This window comes from Corynebacterium sp. HMSC05D08, assembly GCF_001807215.1.
Classification (GTDB): Bacteria; Actinomycetota; Actinomycetes; order Mycobacteriales; family Mycobacteriaceae; genus Corynebacterium; species Corynebacterium striatum.
The window spans coordinates 1-26,984 of record NZ_KV788319.1; the positions used below are offsets into that span (position 1 = coordinate 1).

Genomic DNA, 26,984 nt, shown 5'->3' on the forward strand with positions numbered 1-26,984 from the left:
AGCTCTGTTGATGCTGCGTTCAGCGAGAGGTCCTTATTGTTTTCATAGAGGGCCACAGCATCGCGTTTGAACTGTTCGGAGTACCTGGACATAATGGTAGATTACCTTTCTTCCCAACCCAACCGGGCTGGATATCAGGTGTCCACCAAAAAGGGGTCAGGTCCCTACGTGTAAAAATCCGTGACAACGGACGCGTCGTCAACAAGGCGGTCTACATGGCTGTCGGTGTGGACATGGAAGGCATCAAGCACATCTTGGGCTTGTGGGTAGCTACCAATGAAGGTGCAGCATTCTGGTCGCAGGTATGCGCAGAAATCGCCAACCGCGGTGTCAACGATGTTTTTATTGTCTGTTGTGACGGACTGAAAGGTTTTCCCGAAGCAATCCAGGCAACCTAGCCGGACTCCATGGTCCAAACCTGAGTGGTGCATCTGATTCGTGCCGCTAACAGGTGGGTAGCCTCCGGCGACCGGAAAGAGATCTCGAAGCAACTACGAGGCATCTATACCGCTGTCAACGAGAATGAAGCTCGACGTGCACTCGATGAGTTTGAGACCAGCGAGCTTGGCCAGAAGTATCCGTAATCAGTGAAAGTCTGGCGCGACGCGTAGGACAGGTTCATTCCGTTCCTGCAGTTCCCGCCAGCGGCAAGGAAGGTTATCTACACCACCAATTCCATCGAATCGATGAACAGTCAGCTGCGAAAAACAACACGAAACCGAGTTCAGTTCCCGTCGGATTCAGCGGCAGTGAAGACGCTGTGGTTGATGATCTGTAACATCGAGAACCGTCGTCCTGCCCGCCGCGCTAAAGAAGGAGCCAAAGCTTCTGCTTCAGCCAAGCAACCTATCGAAGGCAGCAAGACCAGCAACTGGAAGCAGGCAATCAATCAGCTATCCGTGGCCTACCCCAACAGGTTCGCCGCATACTTGTAAATCAACCCCCGTACTCAAACGGACAGACACCCTCGCCGGTGGCAGGATATAAATAGTCGCATCGATTATATCACACAGCGTGACAAAACTCAGTCGTCATTCTCCCCATCGTGTCGCACTGGATTCACCTGCAGACCTTCTTTGCCCGTGCGATACGCCATGTATGCACTTGCAGCAGTAACAATTAGCGCCACTACGCTGGGGACCGGTTTGTCGAACCAAGCCATAATAAGCGTGCCAAGAAGAGCGATGATGGCAACCGCTGAAAACAACCCTTGCTGACGTCGTTCAATTAATCCTCGATTGTCAATCGAACGAGCAGTTGCTTTTTGAATTTCTGCATCAGCCGAAGCAGTTTGATGGTAGGCATCAATTGATTTCTCGGCCATCTGGACAATACGATCCGCAGCACCGGGAAGAACATCGTCATACCCAGCGAAATCGTTTACTCATGGTAGCGGCCCTGTGTGAGTCGCTATCATCGTTTGGAACTCAGCCGAAGTGATTTGGCGTTCTTCGTCTGGAGTTATTACCTCGAGATCGGGATCTGTTGCATTGCACTCGTCAATGCTCGACCGGTGTCTTTCCAGCCCTCCACGACCAGGGTCTCGGGCCTCGGAGTTCTCACTCCGTAAATCTTTTCCCCGCTGTTCGTCGTCGCTAGTAGCTTCCGACTCCGCGTCTGGAAGTTCATCTTCCGGCGTGCCATCTGACATCACTACTCCTTTCGCTAGACGGTCACGGTTCTATGGGCTTTTGATTGTAGCCGTTTCTGATGCGCAAGACATCGTGAACCTCGTTTACTTCATATAAGTTAACCCCATCCGCTTGTTTTCGCGTCGCTAACGCTCCTCTTTCCACCCACTTTCTGAAGCGCTCAGGTTTGATGTGAAACCCCTGCTGGTTTAATCGGTAGCAGATAATGTTCTATCAAATACCTCTAAGCCTTGAGCCGCTGGGCATCCGTGTATCGCACATTAATCATACGGGAAATCCTCCAAGATTTCGTCCGCATCCCCTTCAGGACGTGGCCCACGTGATGGGGCATTCTCCCAATGTTTTGTTGTCTACGTATGCGCATGTGCTTTCAGGTTCGCAGGACCGTATCACGGCGGCGATTAGCGCCCATGTGGGCAAAGACCTATCGCCAGGCCGTCCGGCTTTGCGGGCGGTCGGCGAGTAGCAGAACAGCAGTAGCGCCCCCGGCTCTTGAATCTAATCAAATCGCCGGGGCGCTTTCGTATCTATTGCGGGATTTTTGCGGGATCCCCGCCTATTGAAAAAGGGTGTCTAACGCTTTCACCTGCGAATTCTTAGGCGGTAGCGTCCAAAGGGTTTTTGACCCAGCTCATGAGGTCACGCAGCTTGGCACCGGTGTCCTCGATTGGGTGTGCGTTAACCTTAGCGCGCATATCCTCGAGTTCCTTGTTGCCGCCCTCAACGTTGGCAACCAGGCGCTTGACGAAGGTGCCATCCTGAATGTCGGTAAGAACGTCCTTCATGCGAGCCTTAACGGAATCGTCAATGATGCGCGGTCCAGCAACGTAGCCACCGAACTCAGCGGTATCAGAGATGGAGTAGTTCATGTTGGCCAGGCCGCCCTCCCAGATGAGGTCGACGATGAGCTTCATCTCATGAAGAACCTCAAAGTAGGCCATCTCCGGCTCATAGCCAGCCTCGGTCAGGGTCTCAAATCCCGCCATCATCAGGTACTCGAGGCCACCGCAGAGCACAGCCTGCTCACCGAAGAGGTCGGTCTCGGTCTCGTCCTTGAAGGTGGTCGAAATAACACCCGCACGAGCGCCACCGATTGCCGCAGCGTAGGACAGGGAAAGGTCGTGACCCTCCCCCTTCGGATCCTGCTCGGTAGCGATAAGACAAGGAACACCCTTACCGTCAACAAACTGACGGCGAACCAGGTGGCCTGGGCCCTTCGGGGCAACCATGCCGATGGTGATGTTCTCTGCCGGTTTGATGAGCCCGAAGTGGATGTTCAGGCCGTGGCCGAAGAACAGCGCGTTGCCGCCCTCCAGGTTCGGCTCAATGTCCTCGGAGAAGATCTGTGCCTGGGAGGTATCCGGCGCCAGCAACATGATGACGTCTGCCCACTTAGCCGCCTCAGCGTTGGTGAGAACCTTAAAGCCGGCCTCCTCAGCCTTTGGGCGGGATTTGGAGCCCTCACGCAGACCAATCGCAACCTCAACACCAGAATCACGCAGGTTCTGTGCGTGTGCGTGGCCTTGGGAGCCATAACCAATGATGGCGACCTTGCGACCCTGAATGATGGAGAGGTCTGCGTCAGCGTCGTAGAAAGTCTCGATTGCCATGTCAGTATTCCTTACATAGATATTGCTGTGCGGTGAACTACCTATAGTTGTACCACACAACGGGATGGTTTGTTCACGATGTGAGATACTTATTTCGAAGGAGCCATCGTCTTTGGTCCGCGTCCCAGCGCCACGTGACCCGATTGGACAAGTTCACGGATACCAAAAGGCTCCAAGACATCAAGCAACGCCCGCAGTTTGCCGGGTGTACCAGTGGCTTCAATAACCACGGACTCTTGCGCGACGTCGACAATGCGCGCGCGGAAGATGTTGACCGCATCAACCACCTGCGGACGATTGGTGTTGTCTGCAGAGACCTTCACCAGCATAATGGCGCGAGCGATGGTGGATTCCTTTTTCAGTTCCACAACTTTGAGAACCGGAATGATCTTGTTGAGCTGCTTGGTAACTTGCTCAATGACGACGTCGGAAGCATCGACCACGATAGTAAGACGGTTGATGCCTTCCGTTTCCGTACGCGCAGAAACTAGCGAGATCAGGTTGTAGCCACGGCGGGTAAACATACCCGCAACGCGAGAGATGATGCCCTCGATGTCTTGCACCAAGACGGACAGGGTGTGGCGGGTGATTTCATTCGTTGCCATTATTCTTAGGCCTCCTCGACCATCTCGTGGATTTCTGCGGGATCCTCAGCAGCGGACTCGTTCTCATCAAATAGTGGTCGCAGTCCCAATGCATACTGGATCTCCTCATTGGAAGCGCCACCACCAATCATCGGCCATACCTGAGCATCCTGCCCCACGATGAAGTCGATGACCACTGGACGGTCGTTGATTTCGCGCGCCCGCTTGATGGCCGGCTCGACTTCCTCTTCCTTGGTGACGCGAATCGACTCGCAGCCCAGCGCCTCCGCGAGCTTGACAAAGTCCGGGAGATACTCATCGTGCTCACGCAGCTTGGTGTTGGAGTAGTTCTGGTCGTAGAAAAGTGTCTGCCACTGACGCACCATGCCCAAATTGCCGTTATTAATAACAGCCACCTTGAATGGAAAGCCTTCCACCGCCGCGGTGGTCAGCTCCTGGTTGGTCATCTGGAAGCAGCCATCGCCGTCGATAGCCCACACTTCCCTATCCGGGCAAGCAGCCTTAGCACCCAGCGCAGCGGGGACCGCGTAGCCCATCGTGCCCGCACCACCGGAGTTAATCCAGGTCCGCGGCTTTTCAAAGTCAATAAACTGAGCAGACCACATCTGATGCTGGCCCACACCGGCACAATAGATTGCCTCAGCGCCGACGATGGAGCTGAGCTTTTCCAATACGAACTGCGGATTGAGCAAACCGTCCGGCGTGGGCTCATAGCCCCGCGGGAAACGCTTCTTTAGATCCTCCAGGTAGGCCATCCACTCCCCGATCGCCGGTGGGTTGAGCTTCGCATCATTCTGGAAAGCCTTGGTCAACTGCAGCAGCACCTCGCGGGCATCACCGACGATTGGAACGGCCACCTCCCGGATCTTGCCAATTTCGGCCGGGTCCACGTCCGCGTGGATAACCTGTGCGTTCGGCGCGAAGGTTTCGGTATCGCCCGTAACACGGTCGTCGAAACGCGCACCAATAGCGATAAGCAGATCCGCGCGCTGCATCGCAGCCACCGCCGGAACCGTACCGTGCATGCCCGGCATACCCATGTGCTGCGGGTGCGAATCGGGGAAGGAACCCAGCGCCATCAAGGTGGTGACAACCGGGATCCCAGAAAGCTCGGCAAACTCCAGCAGCTCGCGAGAGGCATTCGCTTTGATGACGCCGCCGCCGATGTAGAGAACAGGCGCCTCAGCCTCAGCAATCAACTTTGCAGCCTGCGTGATCTGACGCGGATGCGGCGTAGTGGTGGGCTTATAACCCGGCAGCTCAATCTGCGGCGGATACACGTACTCGAGCGTGGCGTTCTGCACGTCCTTCGGGATATCAACTAGCACCGGTCCAGGACGTCCAGTCGAAGCCAGGTGGAAGGCTGCAGCGATAGCGGTGGGAATCTGCTGCGGATCAGTAACGATAAAATTGTGCTTGGTAATCGGCATCGTCACGCCGCGGATGTCTGCTTCCTGGAACGCGTCCGTCCCCAGCAGGCTGGTGCCCACTTGGCCGGTGATGGCCACAACAGGAACGGAGTCCAGGTTGGCGTCGGCAAGCGGCGTAACCAAGTTGGTTGCACCCGGACCGGAGGTCGCGATCATCACTCCCACCTTGCCGGAGGCTTGGGCATAACCTTCTGCGGCGTGACCCGCACCCTGCTCGTGGCGGGTGAGCACGTGGCGCAGCTTGGTGGAATGGTGCAATGCATCATAGAGCGGCAGCACTGCGCCGCCCGGAATGCCGAATACTAGGTCAGTGCCTAGGTCTTCTAGGGTGCGGACGATCGCTTGCGCGCCGGTGATAATCTCGGCCCCTTGCTTCTTAACAGAGGCCACCGATGCCGGGGTGGGCGGATGTGTAGCTGCCACGGGGAATGAGCTCCTTGTTGATGAATTGCTGTATCTGCTTTGGGTGACAACCCGGGGATGGTGGGATGTCCGTTTGCTAATGAAACACCCCGGGTGCGGTGCCACTTTTGCTGAACTGACCAGAAAATGCCAACGCCCCCGTCTCAACTTCCGCTAAGAAGTTGGCGAGGGCGCTTGCTTTTCGACGTCGCTGAAGTTTGATTCGGCAACCCGTTACGGCAAACGCCGCGCCGGTACTACTAGCTGAAGTCGAATAATGATCATGGGAATTACTATACACATATAGATATCGGTCCACTGGAAATACCCCCACTTTTGGGAGCGACGTTCCATTTTGCGAGATAGCACAGGTGGGGCGGTTAGCACGGAGGGGGCAAAGTCAATTAGCATAAGCACCTATGACGTCATCTCACCCACAGAACGCCGACTCCGCTCCCGCCTCGGAGGCCCGGGCCACCCACGCCCAGGCAGAGGAATTCAAGCCCGCTCGAGACCACATTTTGGGCATCATTCTTTTATCCGCCATCGCACTGCTCAGCATCGGTTGGGCTCCCAAGTATCTGGCTTGGCTGCTCATCGTTCCAGTGTTGTGCATCTGGTGGGTATTGAAGTCCCGCACTCGTGTCTCCGAAAAGGGCATTGCAATCAGCTACGCTTTCAAGGGTTCCCAAAACATCTCTTGGGACAACTTCGCAGGCATTGGTTTCCAGCGTGCCAAAGCATTCGCCCGCACGAAGTCCGGAAAGCAGTTCACGCTTCCGGGCGTCACCTTCAATTCGTTGCCAAGGCTTTCCGATGCCTCCCGCGGCCGCATCCCCGATGCGCTAACCGCCGGGCGTGACGCCGCCGACGAGAAAGTGGTGATCGTGCACCGCGATGGTCAGCAGGTTCTCATGTCCAAGGAAGAATACAGCCAATACCTCGAAAAACACCCCGAGCGAGCCCCCAAAGCTGAGCATTAACGACCTTCTCAGCCCACCAGTAAGCGTCTAGTAGCACGCCATAGAGATAAAGGATTATCACCCCATGTTTCCGCTGCGCTCGAAAGTAACCACCGTTGGCCGCCAGGCATCTGGTGCGCGTGCCCTATGGCGCGCAACCGGCACCCAGGAGCACGAATTCGGCAAGCCAATCGTGGCGATTGCTAACTCCTACACCCAGTTTGTGCCAGGCCACGTTCACCTCAAAAATGTGGGCGACATCGTGGCCGATGCGGTCCGCGCAGCCGGTGGCGTCCCAAAGGAGTTCAACACCATCGCTGTCGACGACGGAATCGCCATGGGCCACCAGGGCATGCTGTACTCCCTGCCTTCACGTGAAATCATCTCTGATTCCATCGAGTACATGGTCAATGCCCACACCGCGGACGCACTGGTGTGTATCTCCAACTGTGACAAGATAACCCCGGGCATGCTCAACGCAGCACTGCGCCTGAACATCCCCACCATCTTCGTCTCCGGCGGCCCCATGGAGGCAGGCAAGGTCGTCGTAGTCGACGGCGTCGCCAAGGCCCCGACCGACCTCATCACCGCTATCACGGCGTCGGCAAGCGACGACGTCTCTGACGAGGATCTGCTCACCGTCGAGCAGTCTGCCTGCCCTACCTGCGGTTCATGCTCCGGCATGTTCACCGCCAACTCCATGAACTGCCTGACCGAGGCACTCGGCTTGGCACTGCCGGGCAACGGCACCACCCTGGCCACGCACACAGCCCGCAAGGCGCTGTTTGAAGAGGCCGGCTCCACCATCGTGGACATGTGCCGCCGCTACTACGGCGAGGAGGACGAATCCGTCCTCCCGCGCAGCATCGCCACTAAGGAAGCCTTCACCAACGCCATGGCACTCGACATGGCGATGGGCGGTTCCACCAACACCATCCTCCACACCTTGGCCGCTGCGCAGGAGGGCGAGGTGGACTTCACTTTGGAGGACATCAACGAGATCTCCTACCGCGTACCGTGCCTGTCCAAGGTCGCGCCTAACGGCACCTACCACATCGAGGACGTCCACCGTGCCGGCGGCATCCCCGCCATCCTTGGCGAGCTACGTCGCGCCGGCCACCTCAACCTGAAGGTGCACACCGCGCTCTACGACAACGCTGAACAGTGGTTGGACGACTGGGACATCCGTAACGACAAGGCTCTAGACAAGGCCCGCGAGCTCTTCTACGCCGCACCGGGTGGTGTGCGCACCACCGAGCCTTTCTCCCAGTCCAACCGCTGGGAGTCGCTGGATACCGACCAAGCCAATGGCTGCATCCACGATGTAGAACACGCTTTCTCCTCCGACGGCGGCCTCGTGGTCTTGCGCGGCAACCTCGCACCGAACGGCGCCATCGTCAAGGCTGCTGGTGTCGAGGAAGAGCTGTGGAAGTTCTCCGGCCCGGCCCGCGTGGTCGAGTCCCAGGAAGAGGCCGTCTCCATCATCTTGAAGCGCGAGGTGCAGGCGGGCGATGTCATCGTCATCCGTTACGAGGGCCCGGCCGGCGGCCCAGGCATGCAGGAGATGCTCCACCCGACGTCCTTCCTCAAAGGCTCGGGCCTGGGCAAGGCCTGCGCGCTCATCACGGACGGCCGCTTCTCCGGCGGCACTTCCGGCCTATCCATCGGCCACATCTCCCCTGAGGCAGCCCACGGCGGCCTCATCGGTTTGGTTGAAAACGGCGACACCATCTCCATTGACATCCACGAGCGCAAGCTCTCCTTGGACGTTGATGAGACGGAGCTGAAGCGACGTCGCCAAGCGCAAGAGCAGCGCGAAAAGCCATGGACCCCGGTTGAGCGCAACCGCCCTGTCTCCAAGGCTCTGCGCGCTTATGCCAACATGGCAACCTCCGCTGACCGCGGTGCCGTCCGCGTGGTGGATGGCCACGTGAACTAAGCGTTCCCGCTGCTTATTCCAACTAACTTCGCCCATGCGCCACGTCCTACGCAGCGCATGGGCGAAAGTGTCCTATTGTTGAATCCGATGAAACCCGCGAATACAACTTTGAAATGGGCACTAACGCTGTTCGGCCTCATTGCCGGAACTGTGGGAATGATCCTGCATGTGCGCATGACAGACTTCCCCATCGACATGGTCATCTACCGGGAAGGCGTGAAGGCTTATCTCGAGGGCCGCTCCATGTATTCGGAGCCCATGATGGCCGGCGACATTGCGCTGCCCTTCATCTACCCGCCATTCGGTGCGCTCGCGATGGTGCCACTCACGGCGCCTGACTGGATTACCCACGACATGGCCGGCAACATCATGAACGTGTTGTCGGACGTACTTGTGCTCGCCTGCCTGTATTTCATTTTCCGCGCGTTGCTCAAGGACCGCACATGGCTCTTGCCGGTGGTTTCCCTGGTTTGGGCTCTGACGATGGCCTTCGAACCAATTCGCCTCAACAACGGCTTTGCGCAGGTCAACATCGTCATCATGGCCCTGGTCATCTTCGATCTCGTTCCGCGCAAGCGCTGGCTACCGCAGGGCATCCTCATCGGTCTCGCTGCAGCCATCAAGATCACTCCCCTGGCAATGCTGCTCTACTTCTTGCTGCGCAAGGAGCTTAAGCCGATCCTGATTGCTATCGGCACTGCAGCCGCGGCCACGCTGGCAGCCGCAGCGGTTCGCTGGCAGGCATTCGTAGAGTTCTTTACCTCAAAGCTGCTCGACATGGGCTCGGGCGCCGACTTCGGCGTGGCCACCGATTACCAGTCCAACAGCTCACTCAAGGCGGTCGTGCAGCGCCTGTTCCCCTCCACGGAGTCGATGGAGGCCAACGGAACCCTCATCAACATCATCTGGCTGGTGCTGGCGCTTGCGGTGGTCGCCGTAGGCTCGCTGCTCATCTTGGCATTGCTCAAACGCAACATGCTTATCGACGCCCAGCTGGTCACCGCACTAGTCATGCTGCTGATTTCCCCAGTCTCTTGGTCTCACCACTGGGTCTGGCTCGCACTCGTTATCCCGGTCTTCACCTACCGTGCATGGACATGGCGCAACAACACGTGGGTCGCAGGCTCCTTCCTAGCGGTTATGGCAGCGTGGGGCGCGATGGTCATTACGGTGCCACCAAAGTGGTGGTTCGGTGACTCCATTGACGTGCACGGCCAGCCCTTCTATCAGAAGTTCCTCGTGGACGACTTTGTGTGGTTGACCTTCATCGTAGTAGCACTTTTTGCCTACTGCCTGCGTTATGTAACACCGTCGCCTGCGATTTCCCGCAGCGCCGCTAAGTGAGAATTAAACACGTTTTTCCTTCTGCGGTCAGCATGACCCAGACGGTGTCTTTGGCGCGCGTTGAGCCGTACTCGCGGAAGCGGGTAACAAAGCCTGCCTCCTCCAAGACCTTCAGCTGCTTCGACAGCATCGCATCTGTGAGTCCCGTTTCATCGCGCAGCGCACCGAAACGCATCTCCTTCCGCTGCTGGCCCTCGACTGCCCCGAAAGCCCTGAGCGCCGCACAGATCTTGAATCGGTTAAGTGGCTGGATGATGGGGTTTAGAGCAGATAGTGACTCACGCATTGCGGCTCGCCCTCTTGTTTAGATCCAGCGCATCGCTTTGCAGCGCCCAAAACATCGCGCAGCCCCAGATGAAAGCTGCGGCGATCCCAAGCCATATCTTTTCATCAAAAGCCCACATAAGCAGAGCAGGCGCAAACAGCACTGCCATCCCGGCATAGTATTTCTTGTCCGGCTTAGGTTCCTTGCGTGGGTCTTGGCGATAAGACATGCGGGTCTTGGAGCGTTTCTTCCAAGCAAAAATGCACGCGGCAACAGCCACGACCATGACCACCGCAAATACAGGCCATCCCCATTGCTCTGGCGCTACCCCCACCGCCAGCAAGCATAGGGGAAAGACAAAAGAAAATCCGCCCACCGTTATTCTGGCAGGCGGATTCAGAGCGATTAAGCGATTGGATTAACTCCCGCACCGAACCACCACAGTGCGACAAGCACGGCGATACCGATGATGACGAAGATCCAAGAGGTGGCCAGCGGACGGCGGGTCCACGAGCGCTTGACATCGAAAGAAATAAAGCCAGGGCCGGTAAACTGAAGCGCGATAGCGATGACAAAAAGCACCAAAGACAGCCACACAGACTCTGGCCAAGTAAAGACATCGAGTCCCGCGCCCGAAGCTGCCAGCTCGTGGAGAGCCATAAAGCCGGTGACGACAAGGCCGACCATCGCAGCCAACGGCGTGACTAGGCCCAGCAGGAGGAATGCACCCGCGATCAGCTGCATAGCCGGCACAGCAATGGCCAACGGCGACGCAAATGCATAGTTGGCAAACTCAGACTCGAGGCCGGATAGCCCCTCGCCGCCACCCAGCTTAAAGAAGGTCGTTGCGCCAGCCAGAAGCAGATAAGCACTCAATGCAATACGCACAAAGAGAAGACCGAAGTCAATCGTGCCGCGGCGGCCGTACTCGCGGTATCCATCACGCTCGGCCTGTTCCGCTTTGAGGCGATCCGACTTTTCTTCCTCTGTCTCTGCCTCTAGGTCAACATCCGAGACGCTGGCCGGCATAACGGTGGTCGCTGCCGCTGGCGCCGCAGCGGCAACAGCCGTGGGAGCAAAGTCAGCATCGTCATAAGAGGAATCTTCTGCCCGATCCTCGGCAACAGCGGGCTCCTCATCGCGCGGGGCAACGAACTGTTTTGTTTCCGCAGCCGGTTCAGCATCTTCAGCTATAGGCTCACCTGCAGGGGCGGCGACTGGAGCGGCCTGCGAATGCTTGCGAGAAGAGTCAAAGGACAGCCCCTCGCCTTCCTTGTGCCCGTTCTCCGGAGCCTGAACAGCCTGAGATGCCACTGTAGAGTCAGCCTCTGAGGCAGACGCGAAGACCTCGGTGGGCTCGGGCTCAACAGATGCAGTCTCAGCAGGTTCCGAGTCATGGACTTTAGGTTCTTTGGGCTTGATTTCCTGCGGCTCCGCTCGGCCCGGACGTTGGAATAGCCGGGACCGCGTTGGTGCAGCCGCGGGAGTGACCTCGGTAGCGGCGTCGGCATTGTCCGCAGCCGCATCTGCGGCGGCCTTGTCGCGGCTATAGGTCGGGAGATCGAGATCCTCGTCGAAGCTCGTCGCTTTATCGGGTACATTCTTATCGCTCATACCTCCAACTTAGGGCAGCATACAGCACTAATGGTGCACATCACACGGCGCGGCGCGGCCGCAAAATCCTTTAAGCCCCCGAAATAGGCGCGGCCGGAACCATATTGCCATCGCAACTTTGAGTATGTATCATCAAAAATATATTTTGTTGACACGTTAACAAAATCGGTGGTTTACCTACCTGCCCGCATTTTTCAATGCTCTAAGAATCAAAACATCAACCCAAAGGAATGAACTGTGACAGCCACAAACGATAAGGACTGGGCGGGCGACGCAAAGAATGCCTCGCCCGACGGCGAGTTCATCCGCGACACCAACTACATCGAGGACCGCATCTCTTCCCAGGTTTCCGAGGTAACCGCACAAGAAGACGGCACCTTCCTTTGGCCAATGGAAGCAGATCGCTACCGCCTCATTGCCGCCCGCGCTTGCCCATGGGCGCACCGTGCTGTCATCACCCGCCGCCTCATGGGTTTGGAAAACTCAATTTCACTCGGCCTCGCCGGCCCAACCCACGACATTCGTTCCTGGACTTTCGACCTCGATGAGGGCGGGGTGGATCCAGTACTGGGCATTCCTCGTCTCCAGGATGCCTATTTCAACCGCTTCCCCGAGTACCCACGCGGCATCACTGTTCCAGCAATCGTGGAGGAATCTTCCAAGCGCGTTGTCACTAACGACTACCCTTCCATCGTCCGTGACTTCATCAAGGAATGGTCCCAGTTCCAGACCCCAGGTGCGCCAAACCTCTACCCCGAGGAGCACGCGTCTGAAATGGAAGAAATAAACGACTACATCTTCCGCAACATTAACAACGGCGTATACCGCTGTGGCTTTGCCGGCTCCCAAGAGGCTTACGAGGCTGCCTACGTCCAATTGTGGGAGGCACTTGATTGGGTCGAGGAACGCCTAGACAAACAGCGCTATATGGTCGGAAATCACATCACGGAAACTGACATCCGCCTCTTCGTTACCCTCATACGCTTTGATCCGGTCTACTATTCCCACTTCAAATGCTCACGGACCAAGATGGCTGAGATGCCAAATATCCGTGGCTATCTACAGGAGCTTTTCCAGATCCCAGGTTTCGGAGACACCACCGATTTCACCGAAATCAAGGAACACTACTTCATCGTCCACACCGAGATTAACCCGACGAAGATCGTTCCTGTCGGCCCGAACATGGAATGGCTCATGGAAGACCACGACCGTGACCGTTTCGGCAGTCAGCCTTTCGCCGCAGGCACCGTCCTTCCTGGCCCAGTGCCTAAAGGTGAAGAGGTCAAGAACCCGGAGAGCTTCCAGCAGGCACTGTTTGCAACCTACTAAAAGGCGAGTCTCCTTACTGCCCGCGGAGGACGCTCGACGCAGCCACCACGGATTGCGTTAACTCCTCCAAAACCTCCGACTCCAAGCGCCACCGCTGCCAATAGAGCTCAACGTCCATTGGCTTATCGTCGAGAAGCACCAGTTCCCCGTTGTCCAACAGCGGCCGCGCTTGGAGTTCGGCGATCAAGCCCCAGCCCAGCCCGTAGCGCACCGCGTCCAAGTAGCCCTCCGACGAGGGCACCTGGGAAACCCGGGCACGAATGACGTGCGAATCGATGAAGCGCTCGCGCATGGCGTCGTCCAGAATCTGATCATTGGGACCATAGCCCACCAGCGGCAGCGTCTCCCAACTATCAAAGCCTTCCGCCAGCCAGGGCGCCGCCACCGCGAAATAGCGCATGGTGCCGAGGTACGTCGACTCACAACCTGAAACGGGAGTGTGCTCGCGCGTAATCGCACCAAGCACGTCTCCCCTACGCAGCATCGCCAACGTACGAGCTTCGTCCTCAATACGGATACGCAGGGCCACCTCGCCGCGCGTCGCGACATCACGCACCACCTCCTTGAACCAGGTGGCCAGGGAGTCCGAGTTCACTGCAACCGTCAAGGGCACACGGGAAAGCCTCGTCTGCAAGCGTGCATCGGTCTCCGCCTGCACCAGCGCCATGCGCCGGGCAGATTGCACAAGAATCTCTCCTGCCTCCGTGGCAGTGACCGGAGTGGCGCGATGCAAGAGCACGCGACCGGTGTTGTGCTCGAGCGCCTTGATACGCTGGCTCACCGCCGAAGGAGTGATTCCTAACACAGCGGCGGCATCCTCAAAACTGCCTTCCTCAACAATGGCCAGCAAAGTTTCCAAATGGACTGGGTTCATGAAGCTATTCTAAACTAGGTTTAGTTTCTTTAACTGGACTTCAGCTTGCAGCGTGGGCACACTAAAAGCATGTCAGTTTTGCTCGCAGGCTTCCTCCTTGGCCTCTCCCTCATCGTCGCTATCGGCCCCCAAAATGCCTACATCATCAAGATGGGCGTCAAACGCGACCACATCGGTGCCATAATCCTTGCCTGCTTGCTTAGCGACGTCATCCTCATCAACGCCGGCGTAGGCGGCATGGGCGTGCTCGTGGAGAAGTTCCCCACCGGCCTGATCATCATGAAGTACCTCGGCGCGGCTTACCTGATTTACTTTGGCTTTACCTGTTTCCGGGATGCATTCAAAAAGGAACAGGAAGCACTCGTCGTTTCAAGCACGCCCCCGTCTGCCCCTAATGAAACAGAGCTTGGCGGCGCCACCACCGTCATGACCAAGCAGCGCACCAAGTCGCGCACCTGGGTCAAGCCAGTCATGGGCGCCATGGCTCTAACCTGGCTCAACCCACTCGCCTACGTCGACGTCCTGGTGATGCTCGGCGGTATCGCCCAGCATTACGGCGATCAACGCTGGGTCTTCGCTGCAGGCGCAATCATGGCGAGCGCAGTCTGGTTCCCCACCGTGGGTTATGGCGCCTTCAAACTGTCCCACGTCCTGGCAAAGCCCACTACCTGGCGCTACGTCAACTTCGCCATCGGCTGCGTCATGATGCTGCTGACAGCCAAGCTCCTGCTCCACTAATCGCGCCTTCACCAGTCGTGCCTTCACTAGTCGCACTCAGCGGCGCCAAAGCCGCCCGGTTACAAAGTCGAGTGCTCAAAACCACACCAGAGCGCCGGGCGCTACTCTATTGTGACCTGTAAAACATTTCGATTTACAGGAAGGCGCACCCATGAGCACCCCCGCATCCTCATCACCTCCCGCTAGTGGGCATAAAGACGTACCGAAGTGGAAAGTAATCGGACCTGGCCTCGTCGCCGCCGCAACCGGTGTTGGTTCTGGTGACTTGGTCGCCACACTCATCGCCGGTCAGAAGTACGGCTTCGCGCTTCTCTGGGCCTGCATCGCGGGCACCATCATGAAGATCGTCTTGGTCGAGGGCGTCGGACGCTACACCCTGGCCACCGGCAACACCATGTTCCATGGTTGGTCATCCCTCGGTAAATGGACCTCCTGGTACTTCGCCCCTTACATCATCATCTGGGGATTTGTGTACGGTGCCGCCGCCATGAGCGCCACCGGCATGGCTCTCCACGCGCTCATCCCGCAAGTCCCACTCGTAGCCTGGGCCGTCATCTCCGGCCTCATCGGCTTCGGATTAACCTGGGCCGGCCAATACCGAATGTTCGAGAAGATCATTGCCGTCTTGGTGGGCATCATGTTCCTCACCGTGGTGGGAATCGCCTGCCTATCGCTAAGCAACATCGGAGAAATCCTCAAGGGCTTGGTACCAACGCTGCCAGAGGGCTCATTCGTTTATGTGCTCTCTCTTGCCGGTGGTGTGGGTGGCACAATCACACTTGCCGCTTATGGCTATTGGCTGCATGAGAAAGGCTGGGACTCCCCTCCGTGGATGCGCGTCATGCGCCTCGACAACACCGTGGCTTACGTGGTCACCGGCATCTTTGTTGCTGCAATGCTCATCATCGGCGGCGACTTGCTCTACTCTGCCAACATCGCTGTTTCCAAGGGCGATAAGGGACTGATTGATCTGGCTGACGTCCTCCGTGACCGCTATGGCAGCTTCATGGCACCGGTCTTCTTGATTGGATTCTGGGCCGCCGCGCTGTCTTCCGTTCTTGGCGTGTGGAACGGCGTTTCCATGATGTTCGCCGACTACGTCGGGCACATCAAAAAGCTGCCCCAGGAACACCCCGATACGCAGATGGGTGGCAAGTACTACCGCTGGTTCGTCTTGTGGCTTACCTTCCCACCGATGCTGCTACTCTTCCTGGGCAAGCCCACGGCACTCGTTATTGCCTACGGTGTCCTCGGCGCATTCTTCATGCCATTCCTCGGCCTCACCCTATTGATATTGCTCAACACAAGGCACACGCCGCGCGAGTGGCGCAACGGTTGGTTCGTCAACACGTTGATGGCCATTATCTCGGCGGCGTTTGTATATATCTGCGTCAACGAGCTCATCAAGATCTTCGTTGGCGGCTAGTTAAGCTATTTCGCGACTTCTTCCCCTTCGGTAGCTTCTTCAACGGGTTCCTCCGGGTCTCCGGATGCGCCCGTTTCTTCGATCCAGGCCTTGATCTCTTCCTCCGTGCGATCTGTTTCTACAGCGTCACGCTCGGTATAGAAGGAAGCATCGTTGCGGTTTTCCTCCCACACTTCCTTATCGAAATCAACGTCGTCATCGCTGTCGAGAGACTCGGCGACCTCGTAAGCAAGGTCGTCGAAAAGCGCCTCATCCTCCATGTTGGAGTCAACGATGTGCTGGCCGAGCTCGTCGTCAAAGCGCTCCGCATCATATTCCTTGTCCGGGTGCAGCTTCAGGTGCAGCAGTGCGCGGATTCGCTCACGACGTATGCCCTCATCCTTAATCTGGCCGAGCGATTTGAGCCACGCCACCGCCAAGATGAAGACTAGGACAATGCCCATGTAACCAAGAACCGGGTACACGTATTGCATCAGCGTCTTAAAGCCGGCGAAGGACACCGCGAAACCAGCAACACAACCAACAATAAAGATGATGCGGTAGCGGGCTTCATGTCCGGAGGAAAGGCGCTTACCCAGGGCGTAGAACATTCCGATCGCGGTATTAAAGATCATCAGATAAATGATGACCGCCATGATCACGCCGAGCACTGGGTGAATGGAATCCACCAAGGTCAACATCGGAATATCAGAGTCCCCGAGCATCTCGGAGTTCATGAGCAATGCAAACCCGGCAACGCCCATGAGTACCGAATAGAGAGCGCCGCCGACGACGCCGCCCCAGCCAGCCTCACGCGGGCTAATGTTGTCGCCGCCAATAACAAGGGACATGGACACGGCCAGAATCAGAGCCAGACCGTTGTAGTTGAGCGCGGATACCAGCCAGTTAGAGATTGGTGACTCGATTTCTGCGGATGCTGCGATGGCCGCGCTCGGGTCTGCCGGCATATTCAGCGCAGTATAGATACCAACACCGATGACCGCGATGATGATGGTCGGAGTCAGCAAGCCAATCACCTGGGAAACCTTACTGACGTCCATCATGCCCACGGCAATCACCATGACCAGCATCAGCAAAGAACCAACCCAAGCAGGCCAGCCGAATTGTTGTTCCATGTTGGAACCCGCGCCGGCGAGCATCACGAAGCCCACGGCAAAGAGCGTCAAAATGACAGCCACGTCCAAGACTCGCGAGATGAATGGGTGAGTTACCTCGCGGAAGACCTGATTGTGCTCAGAAGCGTGGAAGTAGCTTCCCAGCTGAAGGAACACGGTGCCCGCAAGCGTCATAACGATGCCGGCGACAATAATTCCCCACACGCCGGACAGGCCGAAGGACGTGAAGTACTGCACGACTTCCTGGCCAGTGGCAAACCCAGCACCGACGAGGAGGCCAACAAAGGACAAAGAAATGGACAGGATATTTTTCAAAGACACGGGTGTCTCATTGCCTTACTTGATAGACGATAGTCCCTTTCCACGATACGGAAAGCCGCACGTTATGACGTTAAAGAACGGGGTGAGATTACGCCGCTTCCATAAAAAGCGTGACGTACCTCATCCCGTGGGGAATGCACCAAGGCCCGGCTCCTAGGCCGGGAAGGTCTCCGTATCGATAACGAACCGGAACTTCACATCACCCGCGACCACGCGGTCATACGCCGCATCGACCTCGTCGACGCTGACCTTTTCAATCACTGCGCCAAAGCCGTGTTCGGCACAGAAATCCAGCATCTCCTGGGTTTCCGCAATGCCGCCGATGTTGTTACCGGTGAGCACCTTGCCACCGCCAATGATGCGGTTCATACGCAGCGACAGCGCCTCTGGTGGCAAGCCAACAACGGACATAATGCCGCGTGGTTTCAGCAACCCTAGGTAAGCCTCTAGGTCGTATTGCGCAGAAATCGTAGACAGGATGAAGTCGAACTCGCCGCGATGGTTCTTGAAGAAGTCTTCCTCTTCATTCGTCGCAAGAATGCGAGCCGCACCAAGTTCCTTTGCTTCCTTCTCCTTTCGGGAGGTACGAGAAAGAACAGTTACGTCAGCACCCTTGGCTACAGCAATCTGGACGCCCATGTGGCCCAAACCACCAAGGCCCACAATCGCGACCTTGTCGCCTTCCTGCACGTTCCAGCGAGCCAGCGGCGAATACGTAGTAATACCTGCGCACAGCAAAGGTGCCGCGACGTCGAAGTCAAGGGAGTCAGGGATGTTCAGGACGAAGTTCTCATTAACCACGACTTTCTGGGCGTAACCACCTTGAGTGATGGTGCCGTCCACGTCCTTAGAGTTATACGTTCCGACGCCACCATTAAGGCAGTTTTGTTCCATTCCGGCCTGGCACTGCTCGCACTCGCCGCAGGAGTTCACGAGGCAGCCAACGCCCACACGGTCGCCGACCTTAAACTTGGTGACCTTATCTCCGACTGCGGAAACTACGCCCGCGATTTCATGGCCCACCGTCAGCGGAAAGTGGGCCTCTCCCCACTCGTTGCGAATGGTGTGGATATCGGAGTGACAGATGCCAGCAGCCTTAATATCGATAACAACGTCGTCTTCACGAGGATCGCGGCGCTCGATATCTACTACCTTGAAAGGCGCATCGGGCGCGGTCTTTTGCAGAGCTTTTGTCTTAATGGGCATGGGGACGATCCTACGCCAGTTTTCATTATCAGCGCTTAATGGAAATCGTCCCCATGTAGCGAAGGTGCAAAGGCACCCAGTTATTTACTTAAGCTTCTCCGCAATCAGCTTGTTGACCTGTGCCGGGTCAGCCTTACCGCGGGTGGCCTTCATGACTGCACCCACGATTGCGCCGGTGACCTTGGTGTTGCCGGCCTTGTACTTCTCAACGATGTCTGGGTTAGCGGCAAGTGCCTCGTCCACGGCTGCCTCAATGGCACCGTCGTCACGCACAACCTCGAGCCCGCGCTTTGCGACGACCTCATCAACGTCACCCTCGCCTGCCAAGACGCCGTCGACAGCCTGGCGAGCAAGCTTATTCGTCAGCTTGCCCTCGTTAACCAAAGCCACAACCCGTGCGACCTGCTCCGGGGTGATTGCGAGCTCGGCCAGCTCGATACCGGCCTCGTTCGCCTTACCAGTCAGGTAAGAAACCCACCAAGAACGAGCCTCGTCCGGCTTTGCACCGGCTTCGGCAGTAGCGACGATAAGGTCAAGCGCACCGGCGTTTACCAGGTCGCGCATCTCCTCATCCTTAAGGCCCCACTCCTCTTGGATGCGGGCGCGGCGAATCCACGGCATCTCCGGAAGGGTCTTGCGGATCTCTTCGACCCAGTCACGGGAGACGATAACCGGCGGAAGGTCCGGATCGTTGAAGTAGCGGTAGTCCTCAGCGGTCTCCTTCGGACGGCCCTTAGAGGTGGATCCGTCAGCTTCTTGGTAGTGGCGGGTCTCCTGCACGATTTCGCCGCCGTCGGTGATGACCTGAGCCTGGCGCTGCATCTCGTAGCGCACTGCCTGCTCGACGGATTTCAGCGAGTTGATGTTCTTGGTCTCGGTACGGGTACCAAACTCCTCCTGGCCAATCGGGCGCAGGGAAAGGTTGGAGTCCACACGCATCGAGCCCTGGTCCATGCGCGCGTCAGAAACGCCGAGCGCTGCGACGAGCTCGCGAAGTGCAGAAACATATGCCTTAGCTACCTCTGGGGCGCGCTCACCCGCACCAATGATCGGCTTGGTGACGATCTCAATAAGCGGGATGCCTGCACGGTTGCAGTCAACCAGGGAGCTCGTCGCACCATGGATACGGCCGGTAGCGCCACCGATGTGGGTTAGCTTGCCGGTATCTTCCTCCATGTGTGCGCGCTCGATCTCCACACGCCACTCGGTGCCATCCTCCAGCACGACGTCTAGGTAACCGTCGTACGCGATAGGCTCATCGTACTGGGAAATCTGGTAGTTCTTTGGCTGGTCTGGGTAGAAGTAGTTCTTGCGAGCAAAGCGTGAAGATTCAGCAATCTTGCAGTTGAGCGCGAGACCAATCTTGATAGCGCCTTCGACGCCCTTAGAGTTCACAACCGGCAGTGCGCCCGGCAGACCCAAGGAAACTGGGTCTACGTTGGAGTTAGGAGCCGCATTGAAGTTCGTCGGCGATGTCGAAAACATCTTGGTCTCCGTGTTGAGCTCCACGTGAACTTCCATACCCATCACGGGTTCAAACTTTTCAAGGACCTCGTCGTAGTCCATCAGGTCATACATCGCAGCAGTCATGGGTGCCATCTTAGTATGAAGCCACGAACGCGCATGCATTCCCCTAGGATGGCCGATACGGTTGCGCACTACCTCGCATCCACTTCTAGGCAAAACGAAAAATGTCACCGCACAGGCGCGGTGACATTTTTATATACGTCCTATTTAGCCAAACAACGCTTGGGCATTGGCATAACGCTTTGGCGGAACCGTCTTAAGCTTGCCCACTGCCTCTTCGAGCGGAACAAGATCGATGTTCTCGCCATGCAAAGCGACACACATACCGGACTTGCCCTCGTGAGCGGCACGAGCGGCGTGCACGCCGTAACGGGTAGCCAGAACGCGGTCGTAGGCAGTCGGCGTACCGCCACGCTGGATGTGGCCAAGAACGGTGGTACGAACGTCGTAGCCCGTACGCTTCTTGATTTCATCGCCGATGACTTGGCCAATGCCGTTGAAAGTCTGGTGACCGAACTGGTCTACCCCGCCTTCCTCGAACTCCATGGTGCCTTCCTTCGGCAGCGCACCCTCAGCCACGCAGATGATTCCGTACTTCTCGCCCATCTGGAAGCGGCGCTCCATAGCTTTGGTGATCTCAGCGATGTCAAATGGAACCTCTGGGATAACCGTGTAATGAGCGCCACCAGCCATGCCGGCATGCAATGCGATCCAACCCACGTGACGGCCCATGACCTCGACGATGAGGATACGGTCATGGGACTCAGCAGTGGTGTGCAGGCGGTCGATAGCGTCAGTAGCCACGGATACTGCGGTATCGAAACCAAAGGTGTAGTCCGTAGCGTTAACGTCGTTATCAATGGTCTTCGGAACGCCGATAACCGGGATTCCGTTGTCGGACAGCCACTTGGCGCCCTTGAGCGTTCCCTCGCCACCGATGGCGACCAATGCGTCAACACCCGCATCCGCCATGTTGGTCTTGATGGTGTCCAGCCCAGCCTTGAACTTGTCTGGGTGCAGGCGACCCGTGCCGAGGATGGTACCGCCTCGCAGGAGGATACGGTCGATCTCGGCATCGTCGTAAAGATCGCGACGGCGGTCCTCCATGAGGCCTACCCATCCGTCCTCGTAGCCCACGACGGTGGAGCCAAATTCGTTGGAAGCGGTGCGAACGACCGCGCGGATAACAGCATTCAGTCCGGGGCAGTCGCCGCCGGAGGTAAGTACAGCAAGGCGCATATTCTCCAACTTACCCCTGATGGGCCGCGCCCGCACCGTGCAGGGTGTCTCTGAAGAAGAGCGAGGCGCATAGTCCCACGGCAAGCACCGCGACAATCACCCATAACGATGTGGCAATCCCCGCCGCTTGCAGCGCCGCAGACACCCCAGCAACACCGAGCACCGACCCCACTTGGCGCGAGGTGTTGTACACGCCCGAAGCAGCGCCCATGAGTTCCGGCGCAACGTCGCGCATGGTCGTCGCAGCATTCGAGCCCCAGATGAAGGACTGCCCGAAACCAAGCAAGGCGATAGGAGCACACATCCACCACGCAGAAACGTCACTGATGATGACCGCAAACGCCGCGCCAAACGATGCCACCAGGATGCTAAATCCGGTCATCGCCAAGCGCCGCGGGTCCAAGCGGTCAGCCAAGATGCCCGCCAATGGCGAGACCACCAGCGAAACAATCGCCATTGGAGCGACGATGATTCCCGCTGTCCCCGCCGGCATACCCTTTTCGTTCTGCAGCCAGAGCATGATGGGCAACATCATCGAGGCCGCCATAAAGCCCATTGTCACGATGGCCACGCTGCCTACCGAGTAATTCCTATCTGCAAAGAGCTGCAATGGCACTAGCGGCTCTGTTCCTCGTGCAGCTGCTGTTGCCTGCAAGCACATGAACCCCGCCAACGCGAGGCACCCAAACGCTAACAGCGCCCAAATCCACACCGGCCATCCCGTTGCCGGACCCTGCTGTATTCCAAACACCAGCGCCGTCAGGGCGAGAAAGGAAACAAATACCGACAGCACATCGATCTTGCGAGACGTCGTCTGGAGCACGGGTACCCAAATTGCCGAAAGCACCACGGCAGCGATAACGAAAGGCATGTGCACCCAAAAGACCGCTTGCCAGCCGAATGCACCGACCAAAAAGCCACCCAGCAATGGTCCAGTCAGCGAAGCAACCGAACCAATAACACCCCAGGCGCCCAGCGCGCGGCCGCGGCGTTCACGCGCGAACACGCGATTAATAACCGCCATCGTCTGCGGCATCTGCAACGAAGCACCAATACCCTGCACCGCACGGGCTGCAATCAATATCTGGATATTTGGCGCCAGCGCGCACATCAGCGCGCCGATACCAAACAAACTCACTCCACACTGGAACATCTTCTTTTGTCCGAAGACGTCTCCCAAGCGACCCGTGAACAACAGTGGCACGACCACCGCTAGCAAGTAAATGGCTGAGACCCACAGAACCTCATTGACGTTGGCTGACAAATCAGCCTGAATGCGAGGGAGGGCCACCGCAATCATCGATTGATCCAACAGGGAGACGAAAAATCCCAGGGAAAGCGCGAACATCGCGCGCCACGCATCGCGTTCCGGTGGCACCTCTGAGACGGCTGCAAAAGTGGGCACTGTCATGCCGGGAAGTCTAGCCATCTCCCCAAAAGGAAGCCTAAACTGACCCCATGTCCATGATTGATGTAAAGAAACCAAAGCAAGTATCCACCGCAACCACCGTTGCCCTTGGCCTCATCGGCGGCTGGGTAACCGCCAAAGAAACGGGTATCCGCCCTCTCGGTGGCGTAATCCTCGGCGCGGCGGGCATCTGGGCCGGCCGTTCCTGGCTCGACAAGACCAATCCTGCCACCACTGCCGCTCTGTCTGCGCTCTACCTCGGCGCATTCGGCGCTTCCCACCCCCTCGCTAAGAAGATCGGAGCGTGGCCGTCTGTCCTTACCGTGACTGCAGCCTCTGCGGGCGCTGCATACTTCCTTTCAGATGCAAAGTAACTTCGGCGACAGCCTAGGAGTTAAGTAGCAAACCAAATAAGGCGCCCTGTCAGCCACCCTTAAAGTAGCGAGGGCGGCCGAGGGCGCCTTATTCATCTCTCTTACAGTGTGCCCCACCCTCAAACAACGCGTGCGCTCAAAACCCTATCGCCGGTTCTTCCAGTATCCAGAGATCGACGCATCCTGCTTAGCGACGCCCCTCTCCCGGAACAGGTAGCGCCGCGCATCCTTCACTATGCTCGACGGCCCACGCACGAACCAGGCCGTACGCGCGTGCTTTACGTTGTGTTCACGCAGGGCGTCGACAAGCGCCTGCCCTGCCGGCTTACCCTCCCGGTACAGCCACACCACCGACGAGCCCTCCGGCATCGGAATCTCGTGGCCCGGTGCTGCGACCTCCACGTAGGCAGTTGCGCTCGCCCCAGCCGGAATCCTCTCCAGGCCACACGCAATCGCTGGTGCCGCCGACTCGTCGCCAGCAAACACAAACTCTTGAACCCCGGGCAGCGGTGTCGTCGGTGACCACTTGCCGCCTGGCCCCTTATAAGAAAACGTTTCTCCCACGTGCACATCACGCGCCCATGGTCCTGCCACCCCAACATCACCGTGGAAGAAGAAGTCGATCGCGATCTCTCCGGTGGCGGTGTCCACCTTGCGCAACGTGTACGAACGCGTCTGCTCACCGAAGAAAATCTTGATGTAGTGATCCGTCTTGTCTAAGGAAAGACCGACCATATCGGGCGCCTGAGCAAAGACCCGAATCATATCGACTGAAAGCTGCTGCTTGCCTGTCACGGTGGCGGTGCCATACCGCTTCTTAGCAACATGCTTGTGTGGCACCGCAGCGGGTGCGAGCTCGCCAGAAGAAAGAGCCTCACGTGCCGCACGGAACCCATCAGAGAATCCGGCGGCATAACCTGCCCGGAAGCCCTCGGTCCAGTCTTGCTCAGGCATCGCCGCTACTTTCGGCCAGCCTCGTATGCCGCGCCAACCTTGTAGAGGCGATCGTCGGCAAACGCTGGCGCCATGATCTGCAGACCGGTGGGCAGGTTCGTGTCCGACGCCAAGCCGGAAGGAACGGACATGCCGCACACGCCAGCCAGGTTCAATGGCAGGGTGCACAGGTCGAAGTTGTACATCGCCATCGGATCCTCAACCTTCTCGCCCAGCTTGAAGGCCGTGGTCGGAGTGGTTGGGGAAACTAGGACGTCAACCTGCTCAAATGCCTTGGTAAAGTCCTGCGCAATGAGGGTACGCACACGCTGTGCCTGCAGGTAGTACGCGTCGTAGTAACCCACGGACAGCGCGTAGGTGCCCAGCATGATGCGGCGCTTGACCTCGGGACCAAAGCCCTTAGCACGCGAGAGGGACATGACCTCTTCAGCAGAGTGCGTGCCGTCGTCGCCTTCACGCAGGCCGTAACGCATGCCATCGAAGCGAGCGAGGTTTGAGGAAACCTCGCACGGCATGATCAGGTAGTAAGCGGCCAGCGCATCATCAAAGTGTGGGCAGTCCACCTCGACAATCTCCGCGCCCTGCGCCTTGAGCTGCTCTACCGCGGCGTGGTAAGCCTCCATGACGCCCGGCTGCCAGCCATCGCGCTCGAACTGCTTGATGAGGCCAACCTTCACGCCCGAGAGGTCGCCGTTAGCACCCTCGCGGGCAGCAGCGACAACCGGAGCAACCGGCTTGTCCACCGAGGTGGCATCGAAGGAATCGTGGCCCGCGATGATCTCGTGCAGCAGTGCAGTATCCAGAACCGTGCGAGCGGTCGGACCAGCCTGGTCCAGCGAAGATGCGGCGGCGATCAGGCCGTAACGGGACACGGTGCCGTAGGTCGGCTTCACGCCAACGGTGTTGGTCAGGGCGGCCGGCTGACGAATGGATCCACCGGTATCGGTACCAATGCCCAGCGGTGCCTGGCCCGCAGCCAGTGCAGCGGCGGTGCCGCCGCCAGAACCGCCCGGGGTGCGGTCAGTATCGTACGGGTTATGGGCTGGGCCATAAGCGGAGTTCTCATTGGAAGAACCCATGGCGAACTCGTCCAGGTTCGTCTTGCCCAGGATCGGGATGCCTGCCTCGCGCAGCTTGGTGACCAGTGTGGCGTCATAAGGAGACATCCAGCCTTCGAGCATCTTGGATGCTGCGGTGGTCGGTGCGTCGGTGGTAACCAGAAGGTCCTTAAGTGCCAATGGCACGCCAGCTAGAGCTGACGCCGGCTTCTCCCCCGCGTCGAGTGCCTTATCGACAGCGTCGGCGGTAGCGAGCGCCTGCTCTGCACCGACGTACAGGAACGCGTTGAGCTCGCCATCGGTCTCCGCGATGCGGTCCAAGAAAGCCTGGGTAACCTCGCGCGACGTCAGCTCGCGGGTGTGAATCTTCTCCGCCAGCTCCGCAGCGGTCATGGACAGAACTCCCTCGGTTGGAGCGATAAAAGTAGCCATTATTCGTCTCCTCCACCCAGAATCTGCGGTACTACGAAACGCTCATCCTCTGCAGCCGGAGCCTGGTCCAGAGCCTGCTCGGCGGTCAGCGTGCGAACAATGACGTCCTCACGCATCGGGGCAACAACGGAGTGCGGGTGGGACATCGGCTCAACACCCTCGGCATCGACCTTGCCCACGGCAGACACGGAATCGACAATCTTGTCGATCTGCGTCGCAAACTGCTCCAGCTCTTCGTCGCTCAGCGCGAGGCGCGACAGCTTAGCCAGGTGCGCGACCTCTTCACGCGAAATCTCAGACACGCGTTCTCCATCCTTTTATTCACAGACGTGATTGGTTACATGCTTGTAGCTATCGCACCATGTTACTGCACCCAACCGGACACCACAGCACCAGTCCCACCTGCAGGTAACGATATGGATACACCCGCGTCTTTATTGAACAGCGTCAATTGCGGCTTGTACGATGGTAAAAACTATTCCTCCTACCGAAAGTTAGTCATGTCCTTCCTCGTACGCGTCCTCATTCCAGACACACCTGGCAGTTTAGGCTTGCTGGCGGACGCGTTAGGCAACGTCAATGCCAATATTCAATCGGTAGACATCGTGGAAAACTTCCCCGACGGAACTGTCATGGATGACATTGTCATCGAACTTCCGCAAGGGACCATGGCGGATGAGATTATTACAGCCGCGCAAGGCGTCGACGGCGTAGAGATCGACTCCATCCGACCATTTAGTGGCCGCGTCGACCGCCGCGGCCAGATTAGCTTGCTTGCCGACGTCGCTTCCAAGAACAACGTCACCGCCGCTATGCAGGAAGTATGCGCTGCAATCCCGAAGGCACTTACCTCTAACTGGGCCATCGTAATCAACATCAATGCCCCCATCAGCCGCGTGGCTGGCTCCGATGCCGCACCAGAAGATGACGGCTCCATCCCCACTAGCATCGCCGTAGACACCGCCCGAGTCCTTCACCCTGAGCGCGAGGACTGGATCCCTGAGTCCTGGGCACTCCTTGATTCTGCACTAGCCGCTGCCCCCCTCGTTGGCACCGACTACGTCATCGTAATGGGCCGCGTCGGTGGACCTGACTACCTCGCATCAGAGGTCGAGCACCTTGGACACTTGGGAACTATCTTGGGGGCATTCCTGCGCTAG

At 57.9% G+C, this 26,984-nt stretch carries 23 protein-coding genes and 2 pseudogenes; 9 read left to right on the top strand and 16 right to left on the bottom strand.

Annotation, left to right across the window (positions count from 1 at the left end; genetic code table 11):
- Positions 1 to 161: 161 nt before the first annotated feature.
- A pseudogene (locus HMPREF3148_RS03690) lies at positions 162 to 935 on the top strand (IS256 family transposase); the annotation flags it as partial.
- An 89-nt stretch (positions 936 to 1,024) separates the two neighbouring features.
- On the opposite strand, the pseudogene HMPREF3148_RS13125 reads toward HMPREF3148_RS03690, so the two are convergent.
- The 4 genes and pseudogenes from HMPREF3148_RS13125 to HMPREF3148_RS03710 form a co-directional block, all read right to left on the bottom strand.
- Positions 1,025 to 1,366, bottom strand: a pseudogene (locus HMPREF3148_RS13125) (DUF2335 domain-containing protein); the annotation flags it as partial.
- Between the two features lie 882 nt (positions 1,367 to 2,248).
- Complete coding sequence (gene ilvC, locus HMPREF3148_RS03700) at positions 2,249 to 3,262, bottom strand: ketol-acid reductoisomerase (protein ID WP_070508724.1); 1,014 nt, start codon at positions 3,260 to 3,262, stop codon at positions 2,249 to 2,251.
- Between the two features lie 89 nt (positions 3,263 to 3,351).
- Positions 3,352 to 3,867, bottom strand: a complete 516-nt coding sequence (gene ilvN, locus HMPREF3148_RS03705; RefSeq protein ID WP_049063709.1) for an acetolactate synthase small subunit — start codon at positions 3,865 to 3,867, stop codon at positions 3,352 to 3,354.
- 5 nt (positions 3,868 to 3,872) lie between these two features.
- The gene (locus HMPREF3148_RS03710) at positions 3,873 to 5,720 is read right to left on the bottom strand and encodes an acetolactate synthase large subunit (RefSeq protein WP_065420389.1); all 1,848 of its coding nucleotides are present in this window, start codon (positions 5,718 to 5,720) and stop codon (positions 3,873 to 3,875) included.
- A gap of 398 nt (positions 5,721 to 6,118) precedes the next feature.
- Here HMPREF3148_RS03710 and HMPREF3148_RS03715 point away from each other — a divergent pair, with 398 nt between their 5' ends.
- From HMPREF3148_RS03715 to HMPREF3148_RS03725, 3 genes are all read left to right on the top strand, one after another.
- Positions 6,119 to 6,682 (top strand): PH domain-containing protein, encoded by a 564-nt coding sequence (locus tag HMPREF3148_RS03715; protein ID WP_005532144.1) that lies wholly within the window; start codon positions 6,119 to 6,121, stop codon positions 6,680 to 6,682.
- Positions 6,683 to 6,746: 64 nt separating this feature from the next.
- The gene (ilvD, locus tag HMPREF3148_RS03720) at positions 6,747 to 8,600 is read left to right on the top strand and encodes a dihydroxy-acid dehydratase (protein WP_049146450.1); all 1,854 of its coding nucleotides are present in this window, start codon (positions 6,747 to 6,749) and stop codon (positions 8,598 to 8,600) included.
- A gap of 87 nt (positions 8,601 to 8,687) precedes the next feature.
- The gene (locus HMPREF3148_RS03725) at positions 8,688 to 9,944 is read left to right on the top strand and encodes a glycosyltransferase family 87 protein (protein WP_049146448.1); all 1,257 of its coding nucleotides are present in this window, start codon (positions 8,688 to 8,690) and stop codon (positions 9,942 to 9,944) included.
- Here HMPREF3148_RS03725 and HMPREF3148_RS03730 read toward each other — a convergent pair.
- Genes HMPREF3148_RS03730 through HMPREF3148_RS03740 form a run of 3 tightly spaced genes read right to left on the bottom strand, consistent with a single transcriptional unit; the run spans position 9,937 to position 11,823 of the window.
- Positions 9,937 to 10,230, bottom strand: coding sequence for a winged helix-turn-helix transcriptional regulator (locus tag HMPREF3148_RS03730; RefSeq protein ID WP_005532140.1), 294 nt, complete (start codon positions 10,228 to 10,230; stop codon positions 9,937 to 9,939). The two genes, HMPREF3148_RS03725 and HMPREF3148_RS03730, sit on opposite strands and share 8 nt — an antisense overlap.
- Positions 10,223 to 10,585: a hypothetical protein gene (locus HMPREF3148_RS03735; protein ID WP_129721017.1), complete on the bottom strand. Its 363-nt coding sequence runs from the start codon at positions 10,583 to 10,585 to the stop codon at positions 10,223 to 10,225. Before HMPREF3148_RS03735 ends, HMPREF3148_RS03730 begins: the two co-directional genes overlap by 8 nt.
- Positions 10,586 to 10,614: 29 nt before the next feature.
- Positions 10,615 to 11,823: a DoxX family protein gene (locus HMPREF3148_RS03740; RefSeq protein WP_049146444.1), complete on the bottom strand. Its 1,209-nt coding sequence runs from the start codon at positions 11,821 to 11,823 to the stop codon at positions 10,615 to 10,617.
- Positions 11,824 to 12,060: 237 nt separating this feature from the next.
- Between HMPREF3148_RS03740 and HMPREF3148_RS03745 the strand changes: the two genes are divergently transcribed.
- On the top strand, positions 12,061 to 13,152 hold the full coding sequence (locus HMPREF3148_RS03745; RefSeq protein WP_005532135.1) for a glutathione S-transferase C-terminal domain-containing protein: 1,092 nt from the start codon (positions 12,061 to 12,063) through the stop codon (positions 13,150 to 13,152).
- A 13-nt stretch (positions 13,153 to 13,165) separates the two neighbouring features.
- On the opposite strand, the gene HMPREF3148_RS03750 is transcribed toward HMPREF3148_RS03745, so the two are convergent.
- Positions 13,166 to 14,026: a LysR family transcriptional regulator ArgP gene (locus HMPREF3148_RS03750; RefSeq protein WP_005532133.1), complete on the bottom strand. Its 861-nt coding sequence runs from the start codon at positions 14,024 to 14,026 to the stop codon at positions 13,166 to 13,168.
- A gap of 69 nt (positions 14,027 to 14,095) precedes the next feature.
- Here HMPREF3148_RS03750 and HMPREF3148_RS03755 point away from each other — a divergent pair, with 69 nt between their 5' ends.
- Together HMPREF3148_RS03755 and HMPREF3148_RS03760 are read left to right on the top strand one after the other, a co-directional pair.
- The gene (locus HMPREF3148_RS03755; RefSeq protein ID WP_005532131.1) at positions 14,096 to 14,764 is read left to right on the top strand and encodes a LysE/ArgO family amino acid transporter; all 669 of its coding nucleotides are present in this window, start codon (positions 14,096 to 14,098) and stop codon (positions 14,762 to 14,764) included.
- 151 nt (positions 14,765 to 14,915) lie between these two features.
- A complete protein-coding gene (locus HMPREF3148_RS03760) occupies positions 14,916 to 16,190 on the top strand; it encodes an Nramp family divalent metal transporter (RefSeq protein WP_049063720.1) in 1,275 nt (424 codons plus the stop codon).
- 5 nt (positions 16,191 to 16,195) lie between these two features.
- Here the strand turns inward: HMPREF3148_RS03760 and HMPREF3148_RS03765 are convergent, their stop codons facing one another.
- From HMPREF3148_RS03765 to HMPREF3148_RS03785, 5 genes are all read right to left on the bottom strand, one after another.
- Positions 16,196 to 17,626, bottom strand: coding sequence for a YkvI family membrane protein (locus tag HMPREF3148_RS03765; RefSeq protein ID WP_046645567.1), 1,431 nt, complete (start codon positions 17,624 to 17,626; stop codon positions 16,196 to 16,198).
- Between the two features lie 153 nt (positions 17,627 to 17,779).
- A complete protein-coding gene (locus HMPREF3148_RS03770; RefSeq protein ID WP_049063722.1) occupies positions 17,780 to 18,832 on the bottom strand; it encodes an NAD(P)-dependent alcohol dehydrogenase in 1,053 nt (350 codons plus the stop codon).
- Between the two features lie 84 nt (positions 18,833 to 18,916).
- A complete protein-coding gene (gatB, locus tag HMPREF3148_RS03775) occupies positions 18,917 to 20,422 on the bottom strand; it encodes an Asp-tRNA(Asn)/Glu-tRNA(Gln) amidotransferase subunit GatB (protein ID WP_049063723.1) in 1,506 nt (501 codons plus the stop codon).
- A gap of 144 nt (positions 20,423 to 20,566) precedes the next feature.
- Positions 20,567 to 21,598, bottom strand: coding sequence for an ATP-dependent 6-phosphofructokinase (locus tag HMPREF3148_RS03780; RefSeq protein ID WP_034657607.1), 1,032 nt, complete (start codon positions 21,596 to 21,598; stop codon positions 20,567 to 20,569).
- Positions 21,599 to 21,608: 10 nt separating this feature from the next.
- Entirely contained in the window at positions 21,609 to 23,009 is a 1,401-nt protein-coding gene (locus tag HMPREF3148_RS03785; protein WP_049063761.1) for a DHA2 family efflux MFS transporter permease subunit, read from the bottom strand.
- A gap of 47 nt (positions 23,010 to 23,056) precedes the next feature.
- Here HMPREF3148_RS03785 and HMPREF3148_RS03790 point away from each other — a divergent pair, with 47 nt between their 5' ends.
- Positions 23,057 to 23,380, top strand: a complete 324-nt coding sequence (locus HMPREF3148_RS03790) for a hypothetical protein (RefSeq protein WP_005532119.1) — start codon at positions 23,057 to 23,059, stop codon at positions 23,378 to 23,380.
- Positions 23,381 to 23,524: 144 nt separating this feature from the next.
- Here HMPREF3148_RS03790 and HMPREF3148_RS03795 read toward each other — a convergent pair whose 3' ends face one another.
- The 3 genes from HMPREF3148_RS03795 to gatC are packed head-to-tail and all read right to left on the bottom strand — an operon-like array spanning position 23,525 to position 26,126.
- Positions 23,525 to 24,334, bottom strand: coding sequence for a siderophore-interacting protein (locus HMPREF3148_RS03795; protein ID WP_005532116.1), 810 nt, complete (start codon positions 24,332 to 24,334; stop codon positions 23,525 to 23,527).
- A gap of 5 nt (positions 24,335 to 24,339) precedes the next feature.
- A complete protein-coding gene (gene gatA, locus HMPREF3148_RS03800; protein ID WP_049151612.1) occupies positions 24,340 to 25,824 on the bottom strand; it encodes an Asp-tRNA(Asn)/Glu-tRNA(Gln) amidotransferase subunit GatA in 1,485 nt (494 codons plus the stop codon).
- A complete protein-coding gene (gene gatC / locus HMPREF3148_RS03805) occupies positions 25,824 to 26,126 on the bottom strand; it encodes an Asp-tRNA(Asn)/Glu-tRNA(Gln) amidotransferase subunit GatC (RefSeq protein ID WP_005532113.1) in 303 nt (100 codons plus the stop codon). The genes gatA and gatC overlap by 1 nt, the downstream gene beginning before the upstream one ends.
- 198 nt (positions 26,127 to 26,324) lie before the next feature.
- Between gatC and HMPREF3148_RS03810 the strand changes: the two genes are divergently transcribed.
- Entirely contained in the window at positions 26,325 to 26,984 is a 660-nt protein-coding gene (locus HMPREF3148_RS03810) for an ACT domain-containing protein (protein ID WP_046645562.1), read from the top strand.